Source organism: Sphingobacterium sp. MAE, assembly GCF_056711605.1.
On the sequence record NZ_CM160044.1, the window covers coordinates 4,548,989 to 4,575,416 of the forward strand.

General features: G+C 35.7%; 21 protein-coding genes. 7 read left to right on the plus strand and 14 right to left on the minus strand.

What is annotated here, in order from left to right:
- Positions 1–60: 60 nt before the first annotated feature.
- From AC06G9_RS19485 to AC06G9_RS19495, 3 genes are all read left to right on the plus strand, one after another.
- A complete protein-coding gene (locus AC06G9_RS19485) occupies positions 61–864 on the plus strand; it encodes a DUF4197 domain-containing protein (RefSeq protein WP_480956965.1) in 804 nt (267 codons plus the stop codon).
- 552 nt (positions 865–1,416) lie between these two features.
- Positions 1,417–2,676 (plus strand): peptidase T, encoded by a 1,260-nt coding sequence (pepT, locus tag AC06G9_RS19490; RefSeq protein WP_480956966.1) that lies wholly within the window; start codon positions 1,417–1,419, stop codon positions 2,674–2,676.
- 45 nt (positions 2,677–2,721) lie between these two features.
- Positions 2,722–3,288 carry a nitroreductase family protein gene (locus AC06G9_RS19495; protein ID WP_293925321.1) on the plus strand — a complete coding sequence of 189 codons (567 nt, stop codon included), beginning with the start codon at positions 2,722–2,724 and terminating at the stop codon, positions 3,286–3,288.
- A 110-nt stretch (positions 3,289–3,398) separates the two neighbouring features.
- On the opposite strand, the gene AC06G9_RS19500 is transcribed toward AC06G9_RS19495, so the two are convergent.
- The 7 genes from AC06G9_RS19500 to AC06G9_RS19530 all read right to left on the minus strand — a co-directional run bounded on the left by AC06G9_RS19500 (position 3,399) and on the right by AC06G9_RS19530 (position 12,461).
- The gene (locus AC06G9_RS19500) at positions 3,399–4,103 is read right to left on the minus strand and encodes a hypothetical protein (protein ID WP_248755536.1); all 705 of its coding nucleotides are present in this window, start codon (positions 4,101–4,103) and stop codon (positions 3,399–3,401) included.
- A gap of 1 nt (position 4,104) precedes the next feature.
- Complete coding sequence (locus AC06G9_RS19505) at positions 4,105–4,641, minus strand: RNA polymerase sigma factor (RefSeq protein ID WP_045755211.1); 537 nt, start codon at positions 4,639–4,641, stop codon at positions 4,105–4,107.
- Between the two features lie 335 nt (positions 4,642–4,976).
- A complete protein-coding gene (locus AC06G9_RS19510) occupies positions 4,977–6,233 on the minus strand; it encodes a YeiH family protein (RefSeq protein ID WP_248755535.1) in 1,257 nt (418 codons plus the stop codon).
- A gap of 136 nt (positions 6,234–6,369) precedes the next feature.
- The gene (locus AC06G9_RS19515; RefSeq protein WP_094773215.1) at positions 6,370–8,148 is read right to left on the minus strand and encodes an acyl-CoA dehydrogenase family protein; all 1,779 of its coding nucleotides are present in this window, start codon (positions 8,146–8,148) and stop codon (positions 6,370–6,372) included.
- Between the two features lie 197 nt (positions 8,149–8,345).
- Positions 8,346–9,521 carry an acetyl-CoA C-acyltransferase gene (locus AC06G9_RS19520; RefSeq protein ID WP_045752408.1) on the minus strand — a complete coding sequence of 392 codons (1,176 nt, stop codon included), beginning with the start codon at positions 9,519–9,521 and terminating at the stop codon, positions 8,346–8,348.
- 27 nt (positions 9,522–9,548) lie between these two features.
- Positions 9,549–11,975: a 3-hydroxyacyl-CoA dehydrogenase/enoyl-CoA hydratase family protein gene (locus AC06G9_RS19525; RefSeq protein ID WP_480956967.1), complete on the minus strand. Its 2,427-nt coding sequence runs from the start codon at positions 11,973–11,975 to the stop codon at positions 9,549–9,551.
- Between the two features lie 36 nt (positions 11,976–12,011).
- Positions 12,012–12,461: a MarR family winged helix-turn-helix transcriptional regulator gene (locus AC06G9_RS19530; RefSeq protein WP_045752410.1), complete on the minus strand. Its 450-nt coding sequence runs from the start codon at positions 12,459–12,461 to the stop codon at positions 12,012–12,014.
- 288 nt (positions 12,462–12,749) lie between these two features.
- Between AC06G9_RS19530 and AC06G9_RS19535 the strand changes: the two genes are divergently transcribed.
- Entirely contained in the window at positions 12,750–13,712 is a 963-nt protein-coding gene (locus AC06G9_RS19535; RefSeq protein ID WP_045752411.1) for an isopenicillin N synthase family dioxygenase, read from the plus strand.
- 162 nt (positions 13,713–13,874) lie between these two features.
- Here AC06G9_RS19535 and AC06G9_RS19540 read toward each other — a convergent pair whose 3' ends face one another.
- The 3 genes from AC06G9_RS19540 to AC06G9_RS19550 all read right to left on the minus strand — a co-directional run bounded on the left by AC06G9_RS19540 (position 13,875) and on the right by AC06G9_RS19550 (position 16,332).
- Positions 13,875–14,651 carry a porin family protein gene (locus AC06G9_RS19540; RefSeq protein WP_480956968.1) on the minus strand — a complete coding sequence of 259 codons (777 nt, stop codon included), beginning with the start codon at positions 14,649–14,651 and terminating at the stop codon, positions 13,875–13,877.
- 29 nt (positions 14,652–14,680) lie between these two features.
- A complete protein-coding gene (locus AC06G9_RS19545; protein ID WP_480956969.1) occupies positions 14,681–15,823 on the minus strand; it encodes a PCMD domain-containing protein in 1,143 nt (380 codons plus the stop codon).
- A 155-nt stretch (positions 15,824–15,978) separates the two neighbouring features.
- On the minus strand, positions 15,979–16,332 hold the full coding sequence (locus tag AC06G9_RS19550) for an MmcQ/YjbR family DNA-binding protein (RefSeq protein ID WP_480956970.1): 354 nt from the start codon (positions 16,330–16,332) through the stop codon (positions 15,979–15,981).
- Between the two features lie 190 nt (positions 16,333–16,522).
- Here AC06G9_RS19550 and AC06G9_RS19555 point away from each other — a divergent pair, with 190 nt between their 5' ends.
- Positions 16,523–19,195, plus strand: a complete 2,673-nt coding sequence (locus AC06G9_RS19555; RefSeq protein WP_480956971.1) for an outer membrane beta-barrel protein — start codon at positions 16,523–16,525, stop codon at positions 19,193–19,195.
- Positions 19,188–20,084: a GLPGLI family protein gene (locus AC06G9_RS19560; RefSeq protein ID WP_480956972.1), complete on the plus strand. Its 897-nt coding sequence runs from the start codon at positions 19,188–19,190 to the stop codon at positions 20,082–20,084. Before AC06G9_RS19555 ends, AC06G9_RS19560 begins: the two co-directional genes overlap by 8 nt.
- 20 nt (positions 20,085–20,104) lie before the next feature.
- On the opposite strand, the gene AC06G9_RS19565 is transcribed toward AC06G9_RS19560, so the two are convergent.
- Complete coding sequence (locus tag AC06G9_RS19565) at positions 20,105–20,656, minus strand: thioredoxin family protein (RefSeq protein WP_480956973.1); 552 nt, start codon at positions 20,654–20,656, stop codon at positions 20,105–20,107.
- A 211-nt stretch (positions 20,657–20,867) separates the two neighbouring features.
- On the opposite strand from AC06G9_RS19565, the gene dnaK reads away from it, so the two are divergent.
- Positions 20,868–22,769 carry a molecular chaperone DnaK gene (dnaK, locus tag AC06G9_RS19570; RefSeq protein ID WP_045752415.1) on the plus strand — a complete coding sequence of 634 codons (1,902 nt, stop codon included), beginning with the start codon at positions 20,868–20,870 and terminating at the stop codon, positions 22,767–22,769.
- A 174-nt stretch (positions 22,770–22,943) separates the two neighbouring features.
- Here the strand turns inward: dnaK and AC06G9_RS19575 are convergent, their stop codons facing one another.
- The 3 genes from AC06G9_RS19575 to AC06G9_RS19585 all read right to left on the minus strand — a co-directional run bounded on the left by AC06G9_RS19575 (position 22,944) and on the right by AC06G9_RS19585 (position 26,239).
- Positions 22,944–23,624 carry a TIGR02117 family protein gene (locus AC06G9_RS19575; RefSeq protein WP_480956974.1) on the minus strand — a complete coding sequence of 227 codons (681 nt, stop codon included), beginning with the start codon at positions 23,622–23,624 and terminating at the stop codon, positions 22,944–22,946.
- A gap of 106 nt (positions 23,625–23,730) precedes the next feature.
- The gene (locus AC06G9_RS19580; protein WP_480956975.1) at positions 23,731–24,642 is read right to left on the minus strand and encodes a sugar phosphate nucleotidyltransferase; all 912 of its coding nucleotides are present in this window, start codon (positions 24,640–24,642) and stop codon (positions 23,731–23,733) included.
- Positions 24,643–24,697: 55 nt separating this feature from the next.
- On the minus strand, positions 24,698–26,239 hold the full coding sequence (locus tag AC06G9_RS19585) for a helicase HerA-like domain-containing protein (protein ID WP_480956976.1): 1,542 nt from the start codon (positions 26,237–26,239) through the stop codon (positions 24,698–24,700).
- Positions 26,240–26,428: the final 189 nt, after the last annotated feature.

Below are 26,428 nucleotides of genomic sequence, written 5' to 3' on the forward strand. Positions count from 1 at the left end.
CCTTATTAAACGTTTGAGTCATTTCAGGTTCTAATTTGTAAGTTTACAAAAAAAATAGACATGAAGAATATCTTATCATACGCCTTGATTGCCTCAGGGTTATTATTTGCGACTCACTCTCAAGCACAATCGAAGGGGCTTTCGAAATTAAAAAAAAGCCTAAGTGCTATAACTGATCAAAATAAAAAATCTACAGATAGTACAACTACCAAAACAACTACAGCAAATGCTCCAATAAATATTACTAAAAAAGAAGCTACTTTAGGTGTTAAAGAAGCATTGAGCAAGGGCTTGAAAAATAGTGTAAATATTTTGTCTGCAAAGGATGGTTTTTTGGGTGATGCTGCTGTTAGAATATTAATGCCATCGGAGGCACAAAAAGTTGAAAAAGCACTGCGAGCAGTCGGTATGGGTTCTTTGTGTGATCAATTTATAAGTAGCATGAATAGAGCTGCAGAAACAGCTGTAAGTGAGGCGGGTACTGTTTTTGCTAATTCCCTATCAAAAATGACCATAACAGATGCTTACAACATCTTATTGAGTGGCAATCAAAATGCGGCGACAACATTTTTCAAAACGAATACATCTAATGAATTAACTTCAAAATTTTCACCGGTTATCGACAAAGCAATGGGCGCCAATAATGTATCCGGATATTGGAATCAATTGACTAGTGCTTATAATAACCTTCCATTTTCGAAAAAAGTAGAAACTGATTTGACGAGTTACGTGACACAAAAAGCAATTGATGGCTTATTTGTAAAAGTAGCGGATCAAGAACTGCAAATCAGAGAAAATATTGGTGGATCTAGAAGTACAGATTTATTGTCAAAAGTATTTGGCTGGGCAGATAATCAAAACTAAGATGAAGCAGAACACTACGTTCTGCTTACATTTTTAAATGTCTTTGATTGATGTAACTAAAAAATAGTCTAGACCAATTTTTGTACTGATATATGCTGACGAGTCCAATCATTAGCAGGATAGACTTTATGAGCAAATTTGCTCCGAAGTAGGGAGTTATCTGCACATGTTTTGCCATTAAGACCAAGGCAAAGAAAACATTGTAAAGCCCACAAAAAATTACATATATCTGAAAGGATTTCTTCATAAATCTTCGGTTTTTTGATGTTCTAAATGCCCATAAGGGAATAAATAAGTAAATCAATTGACCAATATAGACCAATTCCCGATAGGAATCATCTATACTCAAGAGTAAAAATAACTGCACAATAACGAGGAGAAGAAACATTGCTCTTAACAAACGCAACATACTGAAAATCAAAATTTAAGTTTTATAAATTTACAAAATAAATTATGATTTAACAAATGCTAAACTATAAAAGTCAAAATTCGCTAATGGTTACATTTTTTGTAATTTTGTACAGTACGATCACATTAATGAAATAAAAGTATATGAGTAACTTCGAGATCAACAACATCAACGATTTTTCAGTATCTGAAAGATTTCAACGTTATGTTCAAATAGATACACAATCAGATGCAAGTTCACCTACTTGTCCATCAACAGCGAAGCAGAAAAACCTAGGCAAATTGCTTGTTGAAGAATTGTTAGCTTTAGGTATTGTAGATGCTGCAATGGATGATAATGGTTATATCTACGCAACTATACCTTCTAATACAGATAAAAAAGTACCGACGATATGTTTCTGTTCGCATATGGACACATCGCCGGACTCTTCGGGTAAAGATGTAAAACCCTTAGTTCACCGAAACTACCAAGGTCAGGATCTGGTATTACCAGATGACAATAACATCATAATCAAATATGTTGATCATCCTGATTTAGCTAATCAAATTGGCAATAACATCATCACGGCAAGTGGTACAACCTTATTAGGTGCTGATGATAAAGCAGGAATTGCTGAAATCATGGATGCTGCTCGGTTATTGATGCAACATCCCGAAATCAAGCATGGTGATATCAAAATTTTATTTACTCCTGACGAAGAAATCGGAAGAGGTGTTGATAAAGCCGATTTGAAACGATTAGCCGCAGATTTTGCTTATACAATGGATGGTGAGAAAGCAGGTACAATAGAAGATGAGACATTTTCTGCAGATGGAGCAATATTGACTATTCATGGCGTCTCAGTACATCCAGGATTTGCTAAAGGCAAAATGCAAAGCGCTATAAAAATTGCAAGTGCCGTTATAGCTGCCTTGCCTCAAGATCGCCTTTCCCCAGAAAGTACCAACAAGAAAGATGGATTTGTGCATCCTACAAATATCTCTGGTACAGTTGAAAAAGCAGAAATCCACTTTATCATTCGAGATCACAAAACCTCAAATTTACAAAAACATGAAGCGGAATTGGAATCTATCGCGAAAAATATAGTTGAACAATATCCAAACTGTAGCTATACTTTTGAAATAAAGGAGCAATACCGCAATATGAAAGAGATCTTGGATCAATTTCCTCAAATCATGGAAATTGGAATAGAGGCAATTACGAGAGCGGGTATGAGAGCAGAACGCAGAAGCATACGCGGTGGTACTGATGGTTCACGCTTATCTTTTATGGGATTGCCATGTCCTAATATTTTCGCAGGTGGACATGCGTTTCATGGAAAACAAGAGTGGGTGTCGGAACAAGATATGGAAAAAGCAGTTTTAACAATATTACATGTTGCCGCTCTTTGGGAAGAAAAATAATAATTAACTTGATACTCATATCAGAAGCTTAAGAAAATAATATATATGCAATCAAATGAAGTTTTAAAAGCAATACAAAGTCGACGATCTGTTTTTCAAGCTAATTTTACGGATCAAGATGTTAATAAAGAAGATATCTTAACGATTTTAGAAGCGGCGAATGCTGCTCCTACTCATAAAAGAACGCAACCTTGGCGTTTTACTATTTTCAAGGGCGAAGGTCTTGTTCGTCTAGGCACTGAACTTTCGCGTATTTATAAGGCGGTCACACCCGCAGAAAAATACTTGGAAAAAACAGAAATCACCATGGGTGAGAAGGCTACACAATCAAAAGTTGCTATTGCATTGATCGTTAATTATACTGGTGATGTGCCTGAATGGGAAGAATTGGCTGCTACGGCCTGTGCTATTGAGAATATGTGGCTAGCAGCACATTCCTTGGGCTTAGGTGGATATTGGGCAACTCCGGGGCTCATCAATCATTTAGGAAACTTCCTAAAGTTGGAAGAACATCAAAAATGCATTGGGTTATTCTATTTAGGCCACCACGAAACGGAAGCTAGAGAACCTATTCGATCTCCTATTGCTGATAAAATACGTTGGGAAGAATAAAACCGTTAGTACAACAATAAAAAGATAGTTTTTTAATATCCTAAAAAAAATGTTTTCCTTTTTCGTGATATAAAAAACTATCTTCTTGAACCTTTGTTAAGATTTCGATATTACTTGCTTTCCTCTTTCACACCGAAGCAGTGTGGCGGTTTTATGACTTGACTGAAATTATGCTCATCAGCAGGAAAAAGAATAATTAATTTCCCTTGATTACCTTGCCATTTAGGCCCCTGCTCGATCAACCTTAATACTTCTTTCTTTAAAGTTTCATTTGGCTGTCCATCAAAAATAAAATTCGTAAGTTTTCCATTTTTATCAACACTAAATTGAACTACAATCTTTCCACCCAGATCCTTTACCTGTGTATTTTTTTGCAGGTACTGTTCAAATGCATTCCATCCTCCTATCGGAGAGGCATCTCCACCAGTTAACAACGGTTCAATAGCAATCTTATTTTCTGGATTGATTAATTCGACCTCAGTCGTACGACTGCTAGGTGAAGTAAAATTTCTAAAATAGATAAATGCGATCAATACGACAAAAATGACGCCCGCAGCGGATCCAATAGCCAATCGTTGCCAAGTGTAAAACTGAGCATTGCGTGTAGATTTAGTTTGTTCAACGCGACGGTTTAGTCTCTGCTGCAATAAACTCAATTGTCGCACATCTACTCCCTTTTGCATGCGATAACCTTCAATGGCATCCTGCAAAAAAGGATCTTCTAATGCTTCTTTTTCTAATTGAAACATTTCCTCTTTATTCATCAAACCACTGATGTAGTTCTGAATTCTGGATAATTGATAATTATTTTCCATTTTACTTATTCTCCATACAAATTTTCAGATTTCGCTTTCCATTCTGAATATAGCTTTTCACTTGATTCATGTCGAGGCCCGTCAAAGCGACAATATCTTTATAACACTTTTGTTCCAAGTAAAACAAACGGATGCAACGCTCCTGTTCAGGTTTTAAAGTCAGCATGCAACTTTCTAATTTTTCAAATTGACTTTCACTCCATTCTTTAGGATCTGATTCATCTAAATAATCATTGCCAATTGCAACTTGTTCATCGATGTCAACATAGTGAGTTCCTTTTCCTTTGCGTAACTGCATTAAACAGAAATTTTTTGAGAAGGTGTATAACCAACTTTTAAAATTATCAACTTCATGAATACGCAATTTTCGAATCAACTCTTCAAAAATTTGCATAACTGCATCTTGACTTTTGTCTACATCTTGCAGATACTTAAAACATACCCCATACAATAATGACATATAAGGAGCATACAATTTTCCCAGAAGATCCAAATCTCCTGTTATACGATATTGTATTAATAATTCCTTTTCACTCATACTTGGGATATTACTTTGATAAATTGATGCTTGAAGATACTGAATTCCATAAAAAATTAAGAAAACATTCCAAATTATATTATCTAACTGGACTACAAAATATCATAATTTAAAAAATAAATAATTCTGAATTGATATATCGGTGAGCCATCAACAATATATTCATCTTTATTTTTGAACAATTCGTCTTATTTCGCTTGTCATTACATGTTTTAGTAAAGAAATTCAATAAGACGGTGAATAAGTTGACATGATTTAAAGGTATAGAAAAGGATAACTTGAATGTCGGTTCTCCTTTTTCTTTATAAATCTTAAAAACTATTTTTCAATCTGCCTTATTGAAATAACAGGAGTGCAATAATGAGCGTAACAATAACATTAAAAGTTTGCGCTATCAAAAATGCATAGAGGGGCTTTTTATTATCTTGCTGGAAGAGATCTTTGAAATTCGTTTCTAATCCAATGGATGTAAATGCTAGTGTAAACCAAAGTCCTTGAATAAATTTTAAACTTCCTTTAATCTCGGCATTAGTTTCGGGAGAGATTAAAAAGGAAAAAAGCAGGGATGCGAAAATAAAACCGAGCACAAACTTTGGGAATCTTTCCCAAATAATTTTCAATGTTGGTTTTTCTTTTTTAGTTTCGTCATCGACAGATTTGGAATAACTCCAATAAATACTAATGGCAAATGCAGCAATCCCTAGCAAAACATTTTGGGAGAATTTTACTATCGTACTTATTTTTAAAGCTTCTTCTCCAACTAGACTACCTGATGCTGCGACAGCACCTGAGGTATCAATAGATCCCCCAAGCCATGCACCGGTCACCTGCTGTGATAGTCCCATCAGCTCGGCTAGATAAGGCATAAAAATCATCATCGGAATCGCAGTGATCAAAACAAGTGAAATGACATAGGAAAGTTTTTTACTATCTCCTTTAATTGCTCCAGAGGTTGCAATAGCCGCTGAAACACCACAAATGGATACAGCACTCGATAACATCAAAGACATTTCTTTATCAATTTTTAGTTTTTTACAAATCCAAAAAGCAAAATACCAGACCGATATCACAACGACTAATGCTTGAATCAGTCCTAAAAAACCTGCTTTCAGTATATCTCCAAAAATGACGGTAGTGCCGAGTAAGATCAAACCGATCTTGACATAAAGCTCCGTACTTAACGCATTCTTAAACCAATCTGGAAGATTAAACAAATTGCTGATCGCTAATCCTATGGCTAAACTAAAAATAACTGCTTCTAGGTTATAATCTTTGACAAATGCATTCCCTGCGAGGATCAATGCTAGCATAGTCAAGATATAAACGGTAGGAAATACGATTAATAAATTTTTCACTGATTTGCCTAATAATGTCGCTCCCAGAATAGCCACTATAAAAACAAGTCCAAATTGTGTAGCAATTGCTTGCAGGTTATGATTTGAAAATACGAGATCTTTAAGTTCTGAAAAATTGCTCCAGCTAAAGCTTGGTTGGGGTACAATAACTCCAAAGATAGCTAAGAAAATAATTCCTAAGCCTAAAATAACAACTACCCAATCCTCAGCTAAGGAGAATGATTTCGAAGATGACATGTAAATAGGTTTTAATATTGAAACCCCAAATTTAGAAATATTATCCTTGTGGGCAACAGACAAACGAAAAAGTTACCAAATAAAAAAGCCGTGGTAAAAACACCACGGCTTGCAAACCTATAATCATATGTTTAACCTAAAAACAATATTTATTTGCATCGATCAATTTCTTAGCGATACGTTGACGAGCATCTTTCACATTAAATGGTTCTGACTTAGTAAAACGGCGTAGTCCTACTAGCATCATTTTTAATTCGTCACCTTCAGCAAAAGAATTTAGTGCTTCTTTAGCTGCTACATTGACTTTATCTACCGTTGAATACAAGTAAATCTTAGCCATATCGGTAGCATCAGCACTTACTTCTGATCCCTTTGTATGATACAATTTCTCTGCCCTTAATAATGCCGATTCAGCGATATATACATAACCAATCACATCGGCAATATTCATTAAAATCTCCTGCTCTTTAGATAAAGACATCATTAATTTTTGAACCGCAGCACCTGCGATCAATAATCCTGCTTTTTTCAGATTCGCAATAATTTTTTTCTCTGCAGCAAATGCTGTTTCATCTTCTTCTCCAAAATCAGGGATAGCCAACAATTCTGAAGCAACAGCTGTTGCTGGTCCCATTAGATCTATTTCACCTTTCATGGCACGTTTCAAAAGCATATCAACGACCAATAATCGATTTACTTCGTTTGTACCTTCAAAAATACGATTGATCCGGGAGTCACGATAAGCTCGTTCCATAGGAGCCTCAGCTGAATATCCCATTCCTCCATATATTTGTACTCCTTCATCTACAACATAATCTAACATCTCTGAACACCATACTTTAATAATAGCACATTCAATAGCAAACTGTTCTACCGATTTTAACTTTGCTTTCGCTTCATCCATACCCCCGGCAACTAAAGTTTCGTAAGCATCATCAATATTCTGTCCTGCACGATATGCTGCTGATTCGGTAGCAAATAAGCGGGTGGCCATTTCGGCTAACTTATAACGAATGGCTCCAAATTTTGAGATAGGCAAATTAAACTGTACACGTTCATTGGCATATTTAACAGCTTGTGTGATCACCATTCGAGATGAGCCAATCGTTGCTGCTCCTAATTTTATACGACCAATATTTAGGATATTGACGGCAATTTTAAATCCATTCTCGCGTTCGGATAACATATTTTCAACAGGGACCTCACAATCGTTGAAAAAAACCTGACGGGTAGAAGACCCTTTAATCCCTAATTTATGTTCTTCAGGATTCATACTGATCCCTCCGAAATCTTTCTCTACAATAAAGGCTGTCAAATTTTTATCATCATCAATTTTTGCAAAGACAATAAAAATATCAGCAAAGCCACCATTTGTAATCCACATCTTTTGACCATTGATGACATAATGGGTACCTGCAGCATTTAACTTTGCTGCTGTACGACCCGAATTGGCATCTGAACCAGAATTAGGTTCTGTTAAACAATAGGAAGCTTTCCACTCTCCTGTAGTCAATTTAGGAATATACTTTGCTTTTTGCTCGGCATTCCCATAATATAGAATAGGGAGTGTGCCAATACCTGTATGTGCAGATAATGCTACTGCAAAAGAGAACCCTCCTCCTACTGCATCTGCTACCAGCATCGAAGTATTAAAATTTTTGCCAAAGCCACCGTATTCTTCTGGAATGGATACACCTAGCATACCTAGTGCGCCCGCTTTATCCATCAAACTTGGCATCAAACCCTCTTCTTGAGCATCGATACGGTCCAATTTATTTAAAACTTCTGTATCTAAAAAATCAATACAGGTCTGACGGATCATCTTTGCTTCTTCGTCAAATTCTTCTGGTATAAAAATATCGTTGTAAGAGGTTTCTTTGATGACAAATTCTCCGCCTTTAATTGTGTTACTCATAATTTTTCTGATTAAAGAGCAAAGGTTAAAGAACTTGATCCTCTTTCTTTGCTTCTATTTTTAAAAAAATGTTTTTACTCTTGTTGAATTTACTTATTCTGTCAATAACTTATTTGAATCGATGCTGAGATCTGTAATCCATCCCATCTTTAACAAGCTGCTGCATGCGTACTATGGTTCTATTGATTTTTGTTGGTCTACAGTAATTCGAAAATACCGGCGGCTCCCTGTCCAGTTCCTACACACATAGTAACCATACCATATTTCTTATTTCTACGCTTCAGCTCATTCAACACTTGAACAGTCAATTTTGCTCCCGTACAACCAAGTGGGTGCCCTAATGCAATGGCACCACCATTGACATTGACTTTTTCCTCATCGAGCCCTAATTCACGAATTACTGCTAAAGACTGTGAGGCGAATGCTTCATTCAATTCAAATAGATCAATATCCTCTTTGTTCAACCCCGCCATTTCCAAGGCTTTTGGTATCGCAAAAATAGGTCCTATCCCCATAATTCTTGGGGGAACACCTGCCACGGCATAACTAACTAGACGAGCGATAGGCTTTAGATTTAATTCTTTCATTTTTTTCTCAGAAACAACCAAGACGAAAGCGGCTCCATCTGAGGTTTGGGATGAATTACCGGCTGTGACAACACCATCAGCAGCAAAAACAGGACGTAACTTAGATAATGCTTCAATCGAAGAGTCCGCACGAGGGCCTTCGTCTGTATCGACAATATATTCTCTTGTTTCTAGTTTTTTGCCATCTTTCAGATAGTTTTCTTTTACTGTGATCGGAACTATACCATCTTTTAAGTGTCCATTTTTTATTGCTTCAATTGCTTTTTGATGTGACTTTAAAGAAAACGCATCTTGATCTTCTCTTGAGACATGGTACTCTTTGGCAACTGCTTCAGCAGTGAGTCCCATTCCCCAATACCAATCTGGGTTTTCTTTGGCCACTTGTGGATTTGGAACAATTTTCCATCCTCCAAAAGGCATTCCAGACATCACTTCAACACCGCCTGCAATAATACAATCAGCCATACCAGCTTTTATTTTTGCTACTGCCGTAGCTATGGTCTCCAGTCCTGATGCACAGTAACGATTCACAGTCACTCCTGGAACTTTATCTGTCTCTAAGCCCATTAAGGAGATTAAACGTCCTACGTTTAATCCCTGTTCTGCTTCTGGCATTGCGTTACCAACGATTACATCGTCAATTTCTTCTTTATTTAAATTTGGAACTGATGCGACCAAATGTTTGATTACATCCGCGGCCAAATCATCTGCACGCATAAAGCGAAATCCTCCACGAGGAGCTTTCCCGACTGCTGTACGATATCCTGCTACAATGTATGCTTCCATAATTTTTTTAGATGTGAGATTTAAATTTTAATTTCGCAACGGCTTTCCTTTTGTTAACATAAATTGGATGCGTTCTAGTGTTTTACGTTCCGCACATAATTCTAAGAAAGCTTTACGCTCAAGATCGAGCAAATATTGCTCAGACACTTCTGTTGGTTCCGACAATTCACCACCACATAAAACAGTTCCTAATTTTTCGGAAATCTTTTTATCATGATCTGAAATATAATTACCTGCACGCATTGAACTTGCTCCTACATATACAATACCTAAACCTTGTTTTCCCAACACTTTAATATCTGTCCGTTGCGCAGGTTGAATATATCCGGCATTAGCTAATTCTAAGGCTTTTTCTTTGGCATCAGCAATGAGCCTTGCTTTGTTCATCGTGATGGCATATTTACCTTTTTGTAAATAACCTAGTTCATAAGCTTCTACAGCAGAGGTTGACACCTTTGCTGTTCCAATGGTCAAAAAGCGATCTTTTAATGTATTTTGAACTATTTGATCGTCTTTATATTCATCTGAAGCACGCAAAGCAAATTCTTTAGTACCGCCCCCTCCTGGTATTACACCTACACCAAACTCCACTAAGCCCATATAGGTTTCAGCATGCGCCTGTACAAAATCAGCATGCATAGAAAATTCACAACCACCACCTAATGTCATTTGAAATGGTGCTACAACTACTGGAATGGAAGAATAGCGGAGACGCATCGAGGTATTTTGGAAGGCACGAACAGCCATATTGAGCTCATCGTAATCTTGCTCAGCGGCCATCATGAAGATCATGCCGATATTTGCTCCTGCAGAAAAATTCTTCCCTTCATTAGAAATGACCAATCCACGGTATTCTTTTTCTGCCAAATCAATTGCTTTATTGACTCCCTGAATCACATCGCCACCTATAGTATTCATCTTGGTATGGAATTCGCAATTGATAATACCATCGCCTAAGTCAATAATAGAAACTCCTGAGTTTTTCCAAATAGTCTTACTATCGCGAATGTGATCTAAAACAATCAGATCTTCTGTTCCTGGAATAGGTTTATATGATTTGGAGGTAATATCATAATAGTGGCGTACACCATTTTGAATCTTATAAAATGACTCGCAACCACTGGCTAACATATCATGAACCCATGGTGCTACTTGTCCACGTTGACCAGGGAGGCGCTTTTCTTCTGATTTTATTTTCTCAATAGTCTCTCTAACTCCTAAGGCATCCCAGACTTCAAAAGGACCTATCTCCCAGCCAAATCCGGCGCGCATGGCATCATCAATACGGAAAAAATCATCCGTAATCTCCGGTACACGATTGGAAACATATTCAAACAAAGGGTAATGCATGGCACGAAATAATTCTCCTGCTTTATCTTTACCTTGTTCATATACCTTCATTCGCTTGCGGATATCTTCTACCTGTTTTGTTGCTTCAAGAGTTGCTGATTTTACTTTTTCTTGTGATCCAAATGCTAATGTTTTGAGATTTAGAGATTGAATCTCCGAATTTCCGGAAGCATCTTTTACTTTTTCGTAGAATCCTTTTTTAGTTTTTTCACCTAACCATTTATTTTCAACCATTTGGGTTATGAAAGATGGTAATTGAAAGACACCTTTGGCTTCATCATCGGGAGCATTTTGAGCAAGTCCATTGGCAACATTTACTAAAGTATCCAAACCAACAACATCAGCGGTACGAAAAGTAGCGGACTTAGGATGCCCCATTGCTGGTCCAGTGTATTTGTCTACTTCTTCCACAGTCAAACCAAGCGGTTCAACTAAATGTGTCAATGCTAACATGGAATAGACACCAATCCTATTACCGATAAATGCAGGAGTATCTTTACACAATACAACTGTTTTACCTAGCATTTTATCTCCAAATTCTAATAAGAAATCAACTACTTCTACCTTGGTATGTGGCGTAGGAATGATTTCTAATAATGGTAAATAACGTGGAGGATTGAAAAAGTGAGTTCCGCAAAAATGATCTTTAAAATCTTCTGAACGACCTTCTGTCATTAAATGTATCGGAATACCTGACGTATTTGATGTAATTAAAGTACCGGGTTTACGGTATTGCTCGACACGTTCAAATACAGATTTTTTAATATCCAATCTTTCCACGACAACCTCAATAATCCAATCACAAGAAGCGATCTCTGACATATTATCATCAAAATTTCCTGTTGCAATCCTTTTTACAAAAGATTTACTATAAATAGGAGATGGATTAGATTTGACAGCCGTTTCTAAAGACTGATTGACAATTCGATTGCGCACGATCTTACTTTCCAAAGTAAGTCCTTTTGCTGTCTCGGCTGGTAGTAATTCTTTTGGAGCAATGTCCAAGAGTAATACTTCTGCACCAATGTTAGCAAAATGGCAAGCGATTCTAGAGCCCATTACTCCAGAACCTAATACTGCTACTTTTCTAATGTTTCTACTCATTTATTTAATTGTTTTATTATCAATAATGGTTGTCTACTATTGATCGATGGTACTGTTTTCTTCTTGATAAGCAGTCGCTAATTCATTTAATTTGGTTAAAGATTTCATCAGTTGAACTCGCTCTTTCTCTGATAAGTTATCTTCTAAATATTGATTAAAATTACGCACGACATTTTTTGCAACTTCTCTCTTTTCTTTGCCTAATTCTGTTAGATAAACTTTGACTGATCGTTTATCAGATGCACTTGCTTCTCTATAAATAAATCCTAGCTTCTCTAAATTATTTAACACACGAGACAAACTGGTTGTTTTCACTCCTGTTAGATTTGCTATTTGTGACACTGGAGTGCCTTCTTTATGAATATTTATTAAAATATAGCCAGCTGCTTGTGTAAAACCATATTGCGTAGCAATTTGATTATACTTATTAGCAATCGTCTGCCAACCTGTTTTTAAAAAATAATCGATAGTTTTATTTTGACTCATAATCCGCTTTGTTATTTACTATGCAAGCATAACAAATCTAATTTATTTTTTTTGGATTTCAAATAGTTAATATTAAATTTTTAATAAATATTTGACGGAAATGAATAGTGCCTTACCAAGTTATTAAAATACCGATTATAATTGACAATATGCCACATTATCAAAATGTGGAAAACTTTTAACAACTATAAACCAACAACTTAAACAAAACACCCTTACAGTTATTCACATTTGTGTTTTTATATTCAAAATTAAATCGGTTACCTTTGTACAAACAAACATAAACGTATGGCTTTAGTTAATATACCGAGACTTGACTTGTTAAACTTTACTGAGGGGAATTCAGAACAACGCGGTCAATTTATCCAAGACATTGGAAAAGCTTTTAACGAAACTGGTTTCGTTACTATTGCTAATCATGGTCTATCAAAAGAATTAATAGACGAATTGTATCAAATCGTACCTGCATTCTTCTCATTACCGACAGAAACAAAATTGAAATATGAGTTTCCTGAACTTGCCGGACAAAGAGGGTATACAACAAAAGGTCGTGAAAAAGCAAAAGATTCGACGACTCCAGATTTGAAAGAATTTTGGCAAAGAGGACAAACAATCGTTGGAGAAGAATATAGTAAAACTGATTTCCCTGATAATCCGGAAGTTGCCGAATTACCTCGATTCAGTGAGATCACCGCCGAAGTATATAAAAAACTAGAAGATACTGGTCGCGAGCTATTAAAAGCAATTGCAACTTATTTGGAACTAGAAGAAGATTATTTCGAAAAATTCGTTATAAACGGTAACTCTATTTTACGGGCAATCCATTACTTTCCGATCCAAAATCCAGATGAATTAGCACCTGATGCTGTTCGTGCCGGAGCACACGAAGATATCAATTTAATTACTTTATTAATTGGCGCGAGTGCTGACGGACTTGAGGTTATGACAAAGGATGGTGAATGGTTTCCTATTAAAGCCAAAGGCGAAGATATCGTTATCAATGTTGGTGACATGTTGCAGCGCTTAACAAATAACAAGTTAAAGTCGACTACACACCGTGTCGTTAATCCACCGCGTGAATTAATGGGTAATTCGCGTTTTTCTATTCCTTTCTTCTTACATCCTAAAGCATCAATGAGCTTAGCTTGTTTAGATTCTTGCATCAGCGAAACCTATCCAAAGGCTTATCCTGATTATACTGCAGGTGAATATTTAGATGAACGTTTGCGAGAGATCGGTTTGAAGATGTAAGTTATCTTTTCCAAAAGGAAGACCAATCTTTCAAACAAACTGTTTATCCGAAATTAAAAATGGCCTGTTAACAATTTAACAGGCCATTTTTAATTTTTAACATCATCAAAATCTTGATTTCCATTTTGACAATAATCGATCAGGAAATCCATCTCAATCTGTTTAAAAAGAATAACCAAAACCTATGTTAAGGTAAATATTATGCATACTGAAATCGATCGAGTTGAAATCTTTTTCTAAAATATTATTGAAGCTATATGTAAGGTCTGTCAATAATTTAAAATGTTTATTCATTTTCCATTCTGTCCCAAGTTGGGTACCCCATTGAAATTTCCGAATATTGTCCGAGAAATCATATGTGGCCTGACTTCCGTCTTCAAACGATATTTTTGTTCCTGTTGGCGTATTTTGTCTTAAATAGCCATCCGATACATATCCATCAAATGTATTGTCAATCAATCTTGAAAAATAGAGACCTCCATATAAATTCCATTTATCCGAAAGTTTATAAACAGCCAAAACAGGTATAGTAAAATATGTATTACTCACATTTGTCTGTACTTTTCCAGTATAGTAACCTCTTACTTTTGAATTATCCTTAACCACTTCTGTTAGATAATTCTTAACACGGGCATTGGTCTTCATTCCTTTTTCTTCAAAGCGAAGTCCTAATCGCACTCCCCATTTTCCATTTTCATGTATCCATTTAGTAGCGTTTGCTTCTAAACCAAAACTAAACCCGGGATTAAAACTTTCAATCTTTCTTATTTCACGAGGCATACCCAATGGACTACTACCGCCTACACTAAATTGAGCCTTTACTGCGTAATCAATATTTGTATTAAAAAAATTTGCACCACGGTTAGCTGTACTGTCCTGCGCCTGGGCATATTGGGTAACCATTAAACAAATAGCTACAACATAGAGTATTCTGTTCATTACAATAGTTTTATTATTTATATACATCATTATTTTTTTTGACCTGTAACAAGCTCTACCTCATCAATAAATAAAGTACTTCCTACAGCACCATTAAAAATATCTCCTTCTATACTTGAACTAAATACTATAGTATACATATATTCTTTAGCTGGGTCAAAAGTTTTGCCATCCACAAAAGAAAAAGGCACATTAAATGCGGTCCATTTATCCGTTTCAATTTGTTCTTTGGAACCAATTCTAGCCACGCTGACAATACGGGCATCTTTAAAACCATGTGTACCTGTTAAGAAATTTTTATTTAAATCAGCTGTCTTCTCAAACAAAATTGCATATCCATCCCAGGTGTCTTGAGTAAGCTGTGATGTTTTGGAGTTATTTAGGAATTTTTCTCCAGCTTTGTATTTAAAAAAGCCCTTTAATGCTATGGGATTAGTATCGCTATTGTAAGGAATACCAAATCGAGTAGAATTTACCGTAGGAAAAGTCAACCTAAACTCTCCAACGAACAAATTACCAGCAGCCAATGGTGAACCGAACATCCCACCCAATGGACCGGTATCTTTCGTCACTAATTTAGCGGCCTTACCTAAATAACCATCTGTAACCTGCGAAGTTGGATAAAAAGATGGCACAAGATCCTTTTCATCTCCAACAAGTGTCCCAGCAAGAATATTATAGCCTTCATTTGCGGTTTCCCATATGAACTTTTTCTGACCTTGTGCTGTCAATTCAAAAAACTGATGATAATGACCAACAGGATTGTCCGTGTCAACAACTTGTGCATTTTCAAATGCAGCATAAAAATCTGCTCCTTCGTCGACGACAAATGAGACTGTATAAGTTTTTGACCAGGCACCATCTTGAGAAGTAACAGTATATTGCTGTGGTACTGAAAAATCAAGTTCTGTACCGCTTTCAGGTAAGATGCTCGCCCCTGACGTTACCACAAATTCTGGTGCATGAAGATAAGTACCTGAAAAACGTTTTAATTTGAAAATAATCGTATTATTACCAATAGAAGGTGCTGTACTCAGCATTAAATCATCGTTAGGAATGCTCGCTTGCTCTATATCAGCCTCTGTATTCAGTGCTTCTTCTTTAATACAGCTATTCAATCCAAAAAGCAGTATCATACAAATCATAAACGAGAGAATTCGTTTTTGTTCCATAATAAATTAATATTTTAGTGTAAAATATCGTTAATGTATATTGAGAATTATTAACGTGGCGCAAAGTTAAGATTGTTGGGGTAACAACTTAAATTTAGCGGAGAAAAAAGCCCCTTGTCTCTAAAACTTGACAATTAAAGGAAATTCAACTGTTATTAAAGATTTTCTTTTATCTTTTTAGGCAATGATGCAAACACAAGATCATAACTATGATCAATTAATTCCAATAACTTCTGATCTGTCAATTCGCGATTTGCATGCACAGTGTTCCAGTGCTTCTTATTCATATGATAACCAGGAAATACGGTCTGTCCATACTCTTGTCTCAGTGTAATGGCATACTCTGGATCACATTTGACATTAAAAGATAAACTATCCAATTGATCTAAACCAACTAACAGGAAAACCTTAGCGGCAACTTTAAAAACCAAAGTATCTGGTCCAAAAGGAAGCTCTTCTGTAACTGCAAGCTTAGCTATACAATATTCACGTAGCTCTTCGATATTCATACAGGCTATTTTTTTTAAAGCTAAGAAATATTTATTATTTGCAAACTCTACTGTTGTCTATTCTAGCTGTAAAAACAACGTCTATTGTTAATTATTGTTAATAGTTGTTTGTTTTTATAACATTGTGATTACAGAAATATTCGGACCCACTTAATATTCTATATTTGCGACATAACTTCACCTAAATACTATGATGAACAGGATCCTTTTTCTGGTTTTATTTTTTTGTACAACATTGAGCTATGGTCAATCCTCTATAAAAGGTAAGGTCTTAGATAAAGGTGAAAACAAACCCCTCATGAATGCTTCTGTGATTTTACTATCTGCACAGGATTCTATATTAAAAGTATTTACTCGTACAAATGAGGAAGGCAACTTTTCTATTCAACCTCTAGAAAAAGGTAATTATCGCGTACTTGTAACTTATCCAAAATTTGAACTATTTAGTGACCTCATCACTGTAGAAGATACAAAGATAGATTTACATGATATTAAAATCAGTTCTAGAGCTCATGTTCTTGAGGAAGTTGTAATCACACAAAAACTACCTATAAAAATAAAGGGTGATACGATAGAGTATAATGCGGGTAGTTTTGAAACTGAAAAAAATGCCAAGCTTGAAGATTTATTAAGAAGATTACCGGGAATGACTGTGTCTTCGGACGGAACTATTACTGCTCAAGGGAAAACCGTATCAAAGGTATTGATAGATGGTGAAGAATTTTTTGGTTATGACCCTAAAATTGCGATTCGCAATGTTAGAGCAGATGCTATTGACAAAGTACAGGTATACGAGAAAAAATCTGATGAGGCTGAATTAACTGGAGTTGATGATGGAGTACGTATCAAAACCGTCAATGTAGTACTGAAAGAGGAAGCGCGAAAGGGAATTTTTGGAAATGCAAATGCTGCTCTAGGAACAAAAGGTTTATTTGACGCAGCACTATTTGCTGCTAAATTCAACAGGACGGAACGTATCGGATTGACTGGCAATTGGAATAACATGGGTGGCGGAAATGATTCTCGAATCAGGTCCAATTCGAGCATACAAGGCAAACCAGAATACAAAAATATTGGTATTAATTATGATAACGTGTTTTTAAAGAAAAGATTGTCCTTAAACTCTAGTTACAATTTTAATAATAATAGCGCTTCTAATGAGAGGCAATCCTACAGTAAAGAGATTTTTCCAGATAAAACGCGAGAAACTACGGGCTACAGCACTTCAGATGATGATACTAAAAATAATAATTTCCGAACACAAGTTCGATTCAAAATTGATTCTATCCAGAATTTGGATGTTCAATTCAATGCGGGTAAATCAAATTCTCAAAGTAAAAGTACCTCAAATCGCACTATAACGAATAACGATACTACGCTAACAAATACTTTTAAAGAAAGAAATAATTCTAATGGCAATAACGATAACGCGGATTTTCGCATTAATTATAGAAGAAGATTAAATAACAATGGTAGATCGTTAAATGCACAGTTCAATACCCAGATATCGCAAAACAAATCTATTGCACAGGTAAACTCTACGACAAATTATTATAAAGAAAACGTAGTTGATAGCGTGGTGCTGGATCAGCAGCGTGTTAACTCCAGCACCAGCAATCGAATCGGTGCTTCTTTAAATCTTAATGAAAAAGTGTTCCAGGATCTATATTTGACCTTAGGGTATACGATGAATACCAATATTTCCAAAAGTCTTAATAATTCGTCTAATATAGATGAATTGGGAAAATACACCAAATTGGATTCTCTATATTCAAAAAATGAAGAAAATAGAAATTTCAATCAAGGGGCTAATATTCAAATAAACTATAATCTTAAAGACAAAATAAACGTCACTATTTCAAATACGATAAGCTATAAAAATCAAAAATTAATCGATACATATCGCGATATTGACCTAAAGCGTAACTTTTGGGATAATAACCTAAATATGAACATCAATTATAAATTAACATTAAATAAAAATTTGATGGTCAGTTACAGTACATCTAATAAGATTCCAACGTTTGGACAATTGCAATCTTTACAACCATTAACGAATCCATTATTTATACAATTGGGGAATCCTGATTTAAAAAAATCGACCGAAAATTCTTATAACTTCAATTTCAACAGTTTTAGTATTTTAAGAAGTTCTAGTTTCAATATTAATGCAGGAATTAGTACTACTCATAACCCGATTGCAAACAAAAGGGTGCTCGATACACTTGGTGTTACGACTAGTAATTATGTAAATATTAGTGATAAAGTCAATTGGTCTGCGCGAGTTTATTCAGGGTATAGCAAGCCAATATTCAATAATTTACTTCAGTTCAATCCCAATGCAAATCTAAGTTATGGTAATAGTTACGATTTTATCAATGGTGAATTAAACAATTCTAAAAATTACAATGCGAGTATAGGCTTTGGATTAAATAAACAAAATTCTAAAGTGATTGATTTCAACTTTTTCAGTAATATCGGCATCGACCGACAAGAAACTCTTTTAAAACCTGAATTAAATAACAACAGCTTAAGAACTAATCTTAATGCTGATATTAAATATTTCCTCCCTTACAAATTTGATTTAGTGCAGGTGGTTAACTATGGTTATACAGGTAAAAATAAAGTGTTCACAAAGGCTATTCACCAATTTTATATGAACCTCGAATTAAATAAAAAATTGATGAGCAATAATCTTCAATTGAGTTTAAAAGCTTTTGATATTTTTAAAACATTTAATACTATTAATCGATCATTTGATAGCAGTAATTTTTCTGAATCACAGCAACAGCTCTTAACGCAATACTTCATGGTCGGATTGAAATGGGATTTTAACAAAAACTTAGGAAAGAAAAATGACTAGATTATTAATAGGTTTTATGCTTTTATTAAGCGGGATGAACTCATTTGCCCAGCATGCATATTTTGCAACGAAAGGTAGCATCCAATATGAGAAAGTCGTGTATACAAAAGCACGAATGCGAGATATAATGGCAAAATATGGAGGTAATAATAGGGGTATGATGTATATGGGAAATATCGATGAGATGCCTGAAAGTTCGACCTCAAACTTCGTATTACAATTTGATGAGAATCAAACTGTCATGTCTCCTAGCGATACGAGTACACCAGTAAAATCAACAATGACAGCTCCTGGTATTACAAAAGGTAGTCGTTCCTCAGGGGGAGGTTCTCGCGGAGGTGCAGGTGCAGGTGGCTCGCAAAGAAATAATAATGGAGGAAATCGTATGGGGGGAATGATGAGAGGAAATAATAAGATGGGTGAGAAAATATATGTTCAAAATCTCAGATCCAGAACTTCGGAGATACAATTACAAATAGATGAAAAAATCCTGATCAAGGACAGTCTTCAACAAGTTACTTGGCGATTTACGGATGAGTTTAGAACCATTGCTGGTTACGAGTGTAGACGTGTCAACGGAGCAACAAAAGATTCATTATATCTTATTGCATTTTATTCGGAAGAGATTCCAATTTCTGCAGGTCCTGTTTTAACTAATGGATTGCCTGGTATGATATTAGGACTTGTAATTCCTGAAATGCATATTAATTACTGGGCTACAGAAGTCAAGTTTACGAATGATGAAATTTCAAATTCGTGGAGAGATAAAAAAGCGAAAGAAATGACGGCTAATGATTTTTTCAAATTGCTTTCTGGCAGTATATTTAGAGGTAGAGGAGGAAATGAATCTGAGCAAAGAAGACAAATATTAGAACAGATTATCTACTAAATCATCTGTTCTAATATTTATCAGGATAGTAGCCTTACTATTTCTTGTTGTATAGCAACTCCTTTATCATGATTATACCATTTTTGAATTTCTTCTTTTATCTCATGAAATTCAGCTCCCTTCTCCTTCATCATAACAAATAAATCTGTACAACCTTGAGGGCGTGGCCCCCAAACGGCAATATCTTCACCTTGTTCGTTGCGAATGATTAATTTAGGAATAGATTTGCCACCATTGGTCAAGTATTGTTCAATGATATAAGGTTCCGAATCACGGAGTTGAATATCCAATACAATAGCTGGATTGTTTTTGACCAACTGGTAAATCATGGGTACAGAATGTGCTGCATCTCCACACCAAGGTTCTGTAATCAAAATCCAATGTTGCTTTATTGATATTCCATTTATAAAAGAAGTGGTTTCAGCATTTGGCTGGAATTTTTTCAACCAACGGTTCATACGTGACCAATTTAGCTTCGTATAGCTTAAAATTTCTTCATCTTGATAAACTTCATATTGCTGTGGATCATCTAATATGGTTTGAAAATAAGATATGTATTCGTCGAACTGCATAAAATAGCTTTTTTATTTAGGGACACAATATGACAAAATTTTGCCATTTGTACAATTCAGACATAATAAATAAACACAGAAATGACAGTTTGTCACCAATACTGACGTTACATTACTAATTTCATCCAATTTCATGCAAACAAAATGATTGGCACAAGGGTTGATTAGGGTAGATATACAAACAGATTAGTAAAAAATAAATATATATAATATGTCTAAAATAATAGGAATCGACTTAGGTACGACCAATTCATGTGTTGCTGTAATGGAAGGTAACGAGCCGGTAGTTATTGCTAACAATGAAGGTAAACGTACAACTCCTTCTATCGTTGCTTTTGTTGAAGGTGGAGAACGTAAGGTTGGTGATCCAGCAAAACGTCAAGCGATCACAAACCCAACTAAAACTATTTATTCTATTAAACGCTTTATGGGTTTATCATATGATGAGTCTGTAAAAGAAGCGCAACATGTACCTTACAATGTAGTAAAAGGCGACAATAATACACCTCGTGTAGAAATTGACGACCGTAAATATACGCCTCAAGAAATTTCGGCTATGATTCTTCAAAAAATGAAGAAAACTGCAGAAGATTTCTTAGGTCAAGAAGTAACTGAAGCTGTTATTACAGTACCTGCATACTTTAATGATGCACAACGCCAAGCAACTAAAGAAGCTGGTGAAATCGCTGGTCTAACAGTTAAACGTATCATCAACGAGCCAACAGCTGCAGCTTTAGCTTACGGTCTAGATAAAGCACACAAAGACATGAAAATTGTTGTTTTTGACTGTGGTGGTGGTACACATGACGTTTCTGTATTAGAATTAGGTGATGGTGTATTTGAAGTAAAATCTACTGACGGTGATACTCACTTAGGTGGTGATGACTTTGATAACGTAATCATCAACTGGTTGAATGATGAGTTTAAAAACGAAAACAATGGCTTTGACTTGAAAAAAGATCCAATGGCGTTGCAACGTTTGAAAGAAGCTGCTGAGAAAGCTAAAATTGAGTTATCAAGCACAACTTCGACTGAAATCAATTTGCCATACATCACTGCTGATGCAACAGGACCGAAACACTTAGTTCGTCCTTTATCACGTGCTAAATTTGAGAGCTTAGCTGCTGACTTGATCAAACGCACAATCGATCCTTGTCGTTCTGCATTGAAAAATGCTGGATTCAGTACAGGTGATATCGATGAGATCATCTTAGTTGGTGGTTCTACACGTATCCCTGCAATCGTTGATGCAGTAAAAGCATTCTTCGGAAAAGAGCCTTCTAAAGGTGTTAACCCTGATGAAGTTGTTGCATTAGGTGCTGCTATCCAAGGTGGTGTATTAACTGGTGAAGTGAAAGACGTATTATTATTAGACGTTACTCCTTTATCATTGGGTATCGAAACTATGGGTGGTGTAATGACTAAGTTAATTGAAGCAAATACAACTATTCCTACTAAAAAGTCGGAAACGTTTTCAACTGCTTCTGATAATCAACCATCTGTTGAAATCCACATCTTACAAGGTGAGCGTCCAATGGCAGCTCAAAACCGTACGATTGGCCGTTTCCACTTAAATGATATCCCTTCAGCTCCTCGTGGTGTTCCTCAAATTGAAGTAACATTTGACATCGATGCAAATGGTATCATCAAAGTTTCTGCTAAAGATAAAGCAACTGGAAAAGAGCAAAATATTCGTATCGAAGCTTCATCTGGTTTATCTGACGAAGAAATCAAAAAAATGAAAGAGGAAGCTGAAGCAAATGCTGAAGCGGATCAAAAAATGAAAGAAGAAGCAGACAAAATCAATGGTGCTGATGCTTTGATTTTCTCAACAGAAAAACAATTAAAAGAATACGGAGATAAAATTTCAGCAGATAAAAAAGCTGCTATCGAAGCTGGCTTAGTAAAATTAAAAGCTGCTTTTGAAGCTAGAAGTTTTGCTGATATCGATTCTGCTTCTGCAGAAGTAAACAATGCTTGGAATGCTGCTTCTGAAGAGATGTATGCTGCTTCACAAGGCGGTTCACAACCTCAAGGTGATGCTGGTCAAGCTAACAAAGGTAACCAAGGTGGTGATGATGTAACTGACGTAGAATACGAAGAAGTTAAGTAATCTAACTCCTCCTCAAATAAAAAAGCTCGAAGATTTGTCTTCGGGCTTTTTTTTTACTTATTTTATCAAAACCATACTTTTGTTCTACTGGAATATACATCTATCAATATCTGATATTACAGCACGACAATAGAGGTTTCAGCCAACTGCCACATGGTCTTTAGATCGTTACAATTACTTTTTGTAGTGACTCAATATCCCTTTGTCTAATGTTGCCCAAATACCTGCTGGCATATTTGCTTTTTTTAAGGCTTCATTTGTCCAAGTATTACATGAGTAAAACATACTATATGATCCCTTTGCTTCATAAAAAGCATCTGAATCTCCATACTGTGCACTGGTATTAATTACAATGGGTTTATTTTCAGTATCATATTCCAACGATGACTTCACAAAATCAATGAGGGACTGATATTGTACCGTATCAATCATGTACTTAAAACATAGCTCGCTTTCGGTTATTTCTTTATGATAAGTTACGTGAAGTGCTGTCTCGCCAATACCAGTTGCAGCAACAAATGCAGTAGAAGCTTTTAAATCTTTCCATTCTGGAGTATTTAAATAAAAACCCTTATCACCCCAGCCTACTCCCACATAACTATAATCTGTTTTTTTTCCCTTGTTATTTTGAAAGGGAAATAACGTGGACCACTCCATCTGACTGGTTTTAACAGGTACTACCAGATCAGTATGAACACCATTGGACATAATATACACGGCAACCTCTTTCGGCAGTATAGAGGGCTCCCTATGTGCACTCATGCGTGAAAGAATGCGCTCTGACAACCAGTACACAAAAACGATCACGATTATGCTGATTAGGATATATAATAACACTTTCAATATTTTTTTCATGTTTATAATGGACTTGAATACTAGGATGAAAATACTTCCTAATATTCAAACATAAAAAAAACCCGTAACAAATGTGACGGGTTTAAGAAAATACTATGATTATATCTTAAAATAATTTTTCTGGATAAGCTCCATCGGCGATTAATTTTAAAATAGATGCCTGTACAATTTCCTTATCTTCTTTATAGGTAACACCGAACCATTTTGATGATGTCGGGATAACTTTAAAATCGGCTTGCTTAGTTTGCACCAAATAATCTGCTACAGAAGGTATAAAAAACTCGGATTTAGGGTCTTCTGCATTTTTTTCAACAAAATCTTTGAACATACCTTCAGCAACTTCAAAAACCTTAGGAGTGAAACCCCAAAAATTCATTGATACACGGCTTTTTGGATCCAATTCAGTAATGACATCGCCTTCTTCAAAGACAATCTTTTTCTCACCGTCAAGTTCTTTATAATAAATTTTAGTGCGTTCTGTTACACTTTCCATATGTCCTGAAGGACTTACTTCACAAACACCTCTAGATACATAACCATAATCGGATAGCGTATTGCCTACTTGAAATCCCATTAACGCCATTTGCTCATCTGATACTTCTGTTGTTAAGAATTTCGCCATTTTTTGGTAGGAGCCTGTTCCATAAAAATCATCAGCATTGATTACACAAAAAGGTTCATTGACATTATTTTTAGCACTCAATACCGCATGTGCAGTACCCCAAGGTTTAGCACGCTCTATTTCACGGTCAATGCCATATTTCTTCAAATCAAAATCTTGGAAAGCATAATCTACTTCGATCTTTCCTTTCAATTTTTCGTCAAAGACCTCTTTCATTTTATCTAAAAATTCTTCACGAATTATAAATACTACTTTGCCAAACCCAGCATTGATAGCATCATAGATAGAATAATCAATAATAGTTTCGCCGTGAGGCCCAAAAGCATCGATCTGTTTCAATGATCCGTAACGGCTAGCCATACCTGCTGCCAAAATTAATAAAGTTGGTTTACTCATATCCAATTTCTAGGTCGTTTCTAGTTTAAATTTTTGCAAATATATACATATTAGATTACTTTTTCTTAAAGAATGCTGTTAACAAACCACTTGCTAATTTTCCTAACAGCTTGACCCCTTCCCTAGCTAAGGTTGTTGTTGCCGTTTTCTGTGCAGCTTCTAATGGGGTCTGTCTTCTTGAAGTGTTTTTTGAACGCTTTTCTTCTTCTTTGGCACGGGTCAATTGCTCTTGTTGATGTGCAGCAATTTCCATTTTCTCATCGATGATCTCTGCTGCGGAACGATTCTCTTCGCGCTGCTGATATTTGGTATACAGATCTGAACGCGTTATGAGGTCATCATAGGTCGTCGTATCTGCTGGTCCCATTACAGCTCGAGCGGGTACAAGATGTGTAGCCACGACTTCTGTAGGAATTCCTTTATCATTTAACACCGTAATCAATGCTTGCCCGGTGCCCAATGATGTCAGAATTTGATCAATTGCATAAAAATCCGATTTTGGATAAGTCTTGACGGTCTTTCTTAAGTTCTCGGCGTCATTTGGCGTAAAAGCACGTAACGCGTGCTGAATACGATTGCCCAATTGGGCTAAAACAGATTCTGGAACATCTGTTGGAGATTGAGTACAGAAGAAAATACCAACCCCTTTGGAACGAATCAATCTAACAATTTGCTCGACTTGTGTCATGAATGTCTTTGAAGCATCTTTAAACAGCAAGTGAGCTTCATCAAAAAAGAAAACCAATTTTGGTTTATCTAAGTCTCCTACCTCAGGTAAATTTTTAAATAATTGTGCTAAAATACTTAATAAAAAAGTTGAAAATAGCACTGGTTGGTCTTGAACATCCGAAATATTCAATAAACTTATAACTCCCTTACCATCTACTTTTTGAAACAAATCTCGGATATCAAATTCCTTCTCGCCAAATATATGCGCGACTCCTTGTTGCTCTATAGCCACTATTTTACGTAAAATAGTTCCAGAACTTGATGTACTTATTTTACCATAATCATCTTTAATCTCTTCACTGCCTGGACCATCGGCCAGATAACTTAATAATTTTTTAACATCATTAAAATCGATTAAAGGCATATTGTGATCTTGCGCATATTTAAATATTGCGGCTAAAACTCCAGTTTGCGTATCATTCAATTCCAAAATTCGTGCTAATAGAATCGGACCAACATCGGATACTTTAATCCGCATAGTGGTTCCCTTATTCCCAGTCAATGAAAACAATTCAACAGGAAAACTAGCGGGCTGAAATGGAACACCAACGGCATTACCTCTATCGATCAGTGCTTGATTGGTTTGGCCCTCTAGAGCTAGACCTGACAAGTCACCTTTGACATCCAACATGAAAACAGGAACACCACTGTCGGACAACTGTTCAGCAATCAATTGTAAGGTTCGCGTTTTACCTGTACCCGTTGCCCCAGCAATCAAACCATGGCGGTTCATCATTTTTAAAGCTAAATTAACTTGAGCATCAGCAAGGATATTCCCCTCTAAAATACCGGCTCCTAAATAAATGTAGGCACCTTTAGGATTATAGGATGCTTTTACTTTTTCAATAAATAATGCTTGATCTTCCATTCTTTAATATACTAATTTTATAAAGGAACCAGTCCTTATCTTAAAAATACCTCCACCTTTTACAAATTATATTTCTTAGATTAAATATAGAACGAAATATTGAGTCTTTGTAATTTTTTTGTCAGCAAGGACTTTTTTTCAAAAAATTAATAATTTTTTAACATGAAAAATGTATTTTTACGTACTCTA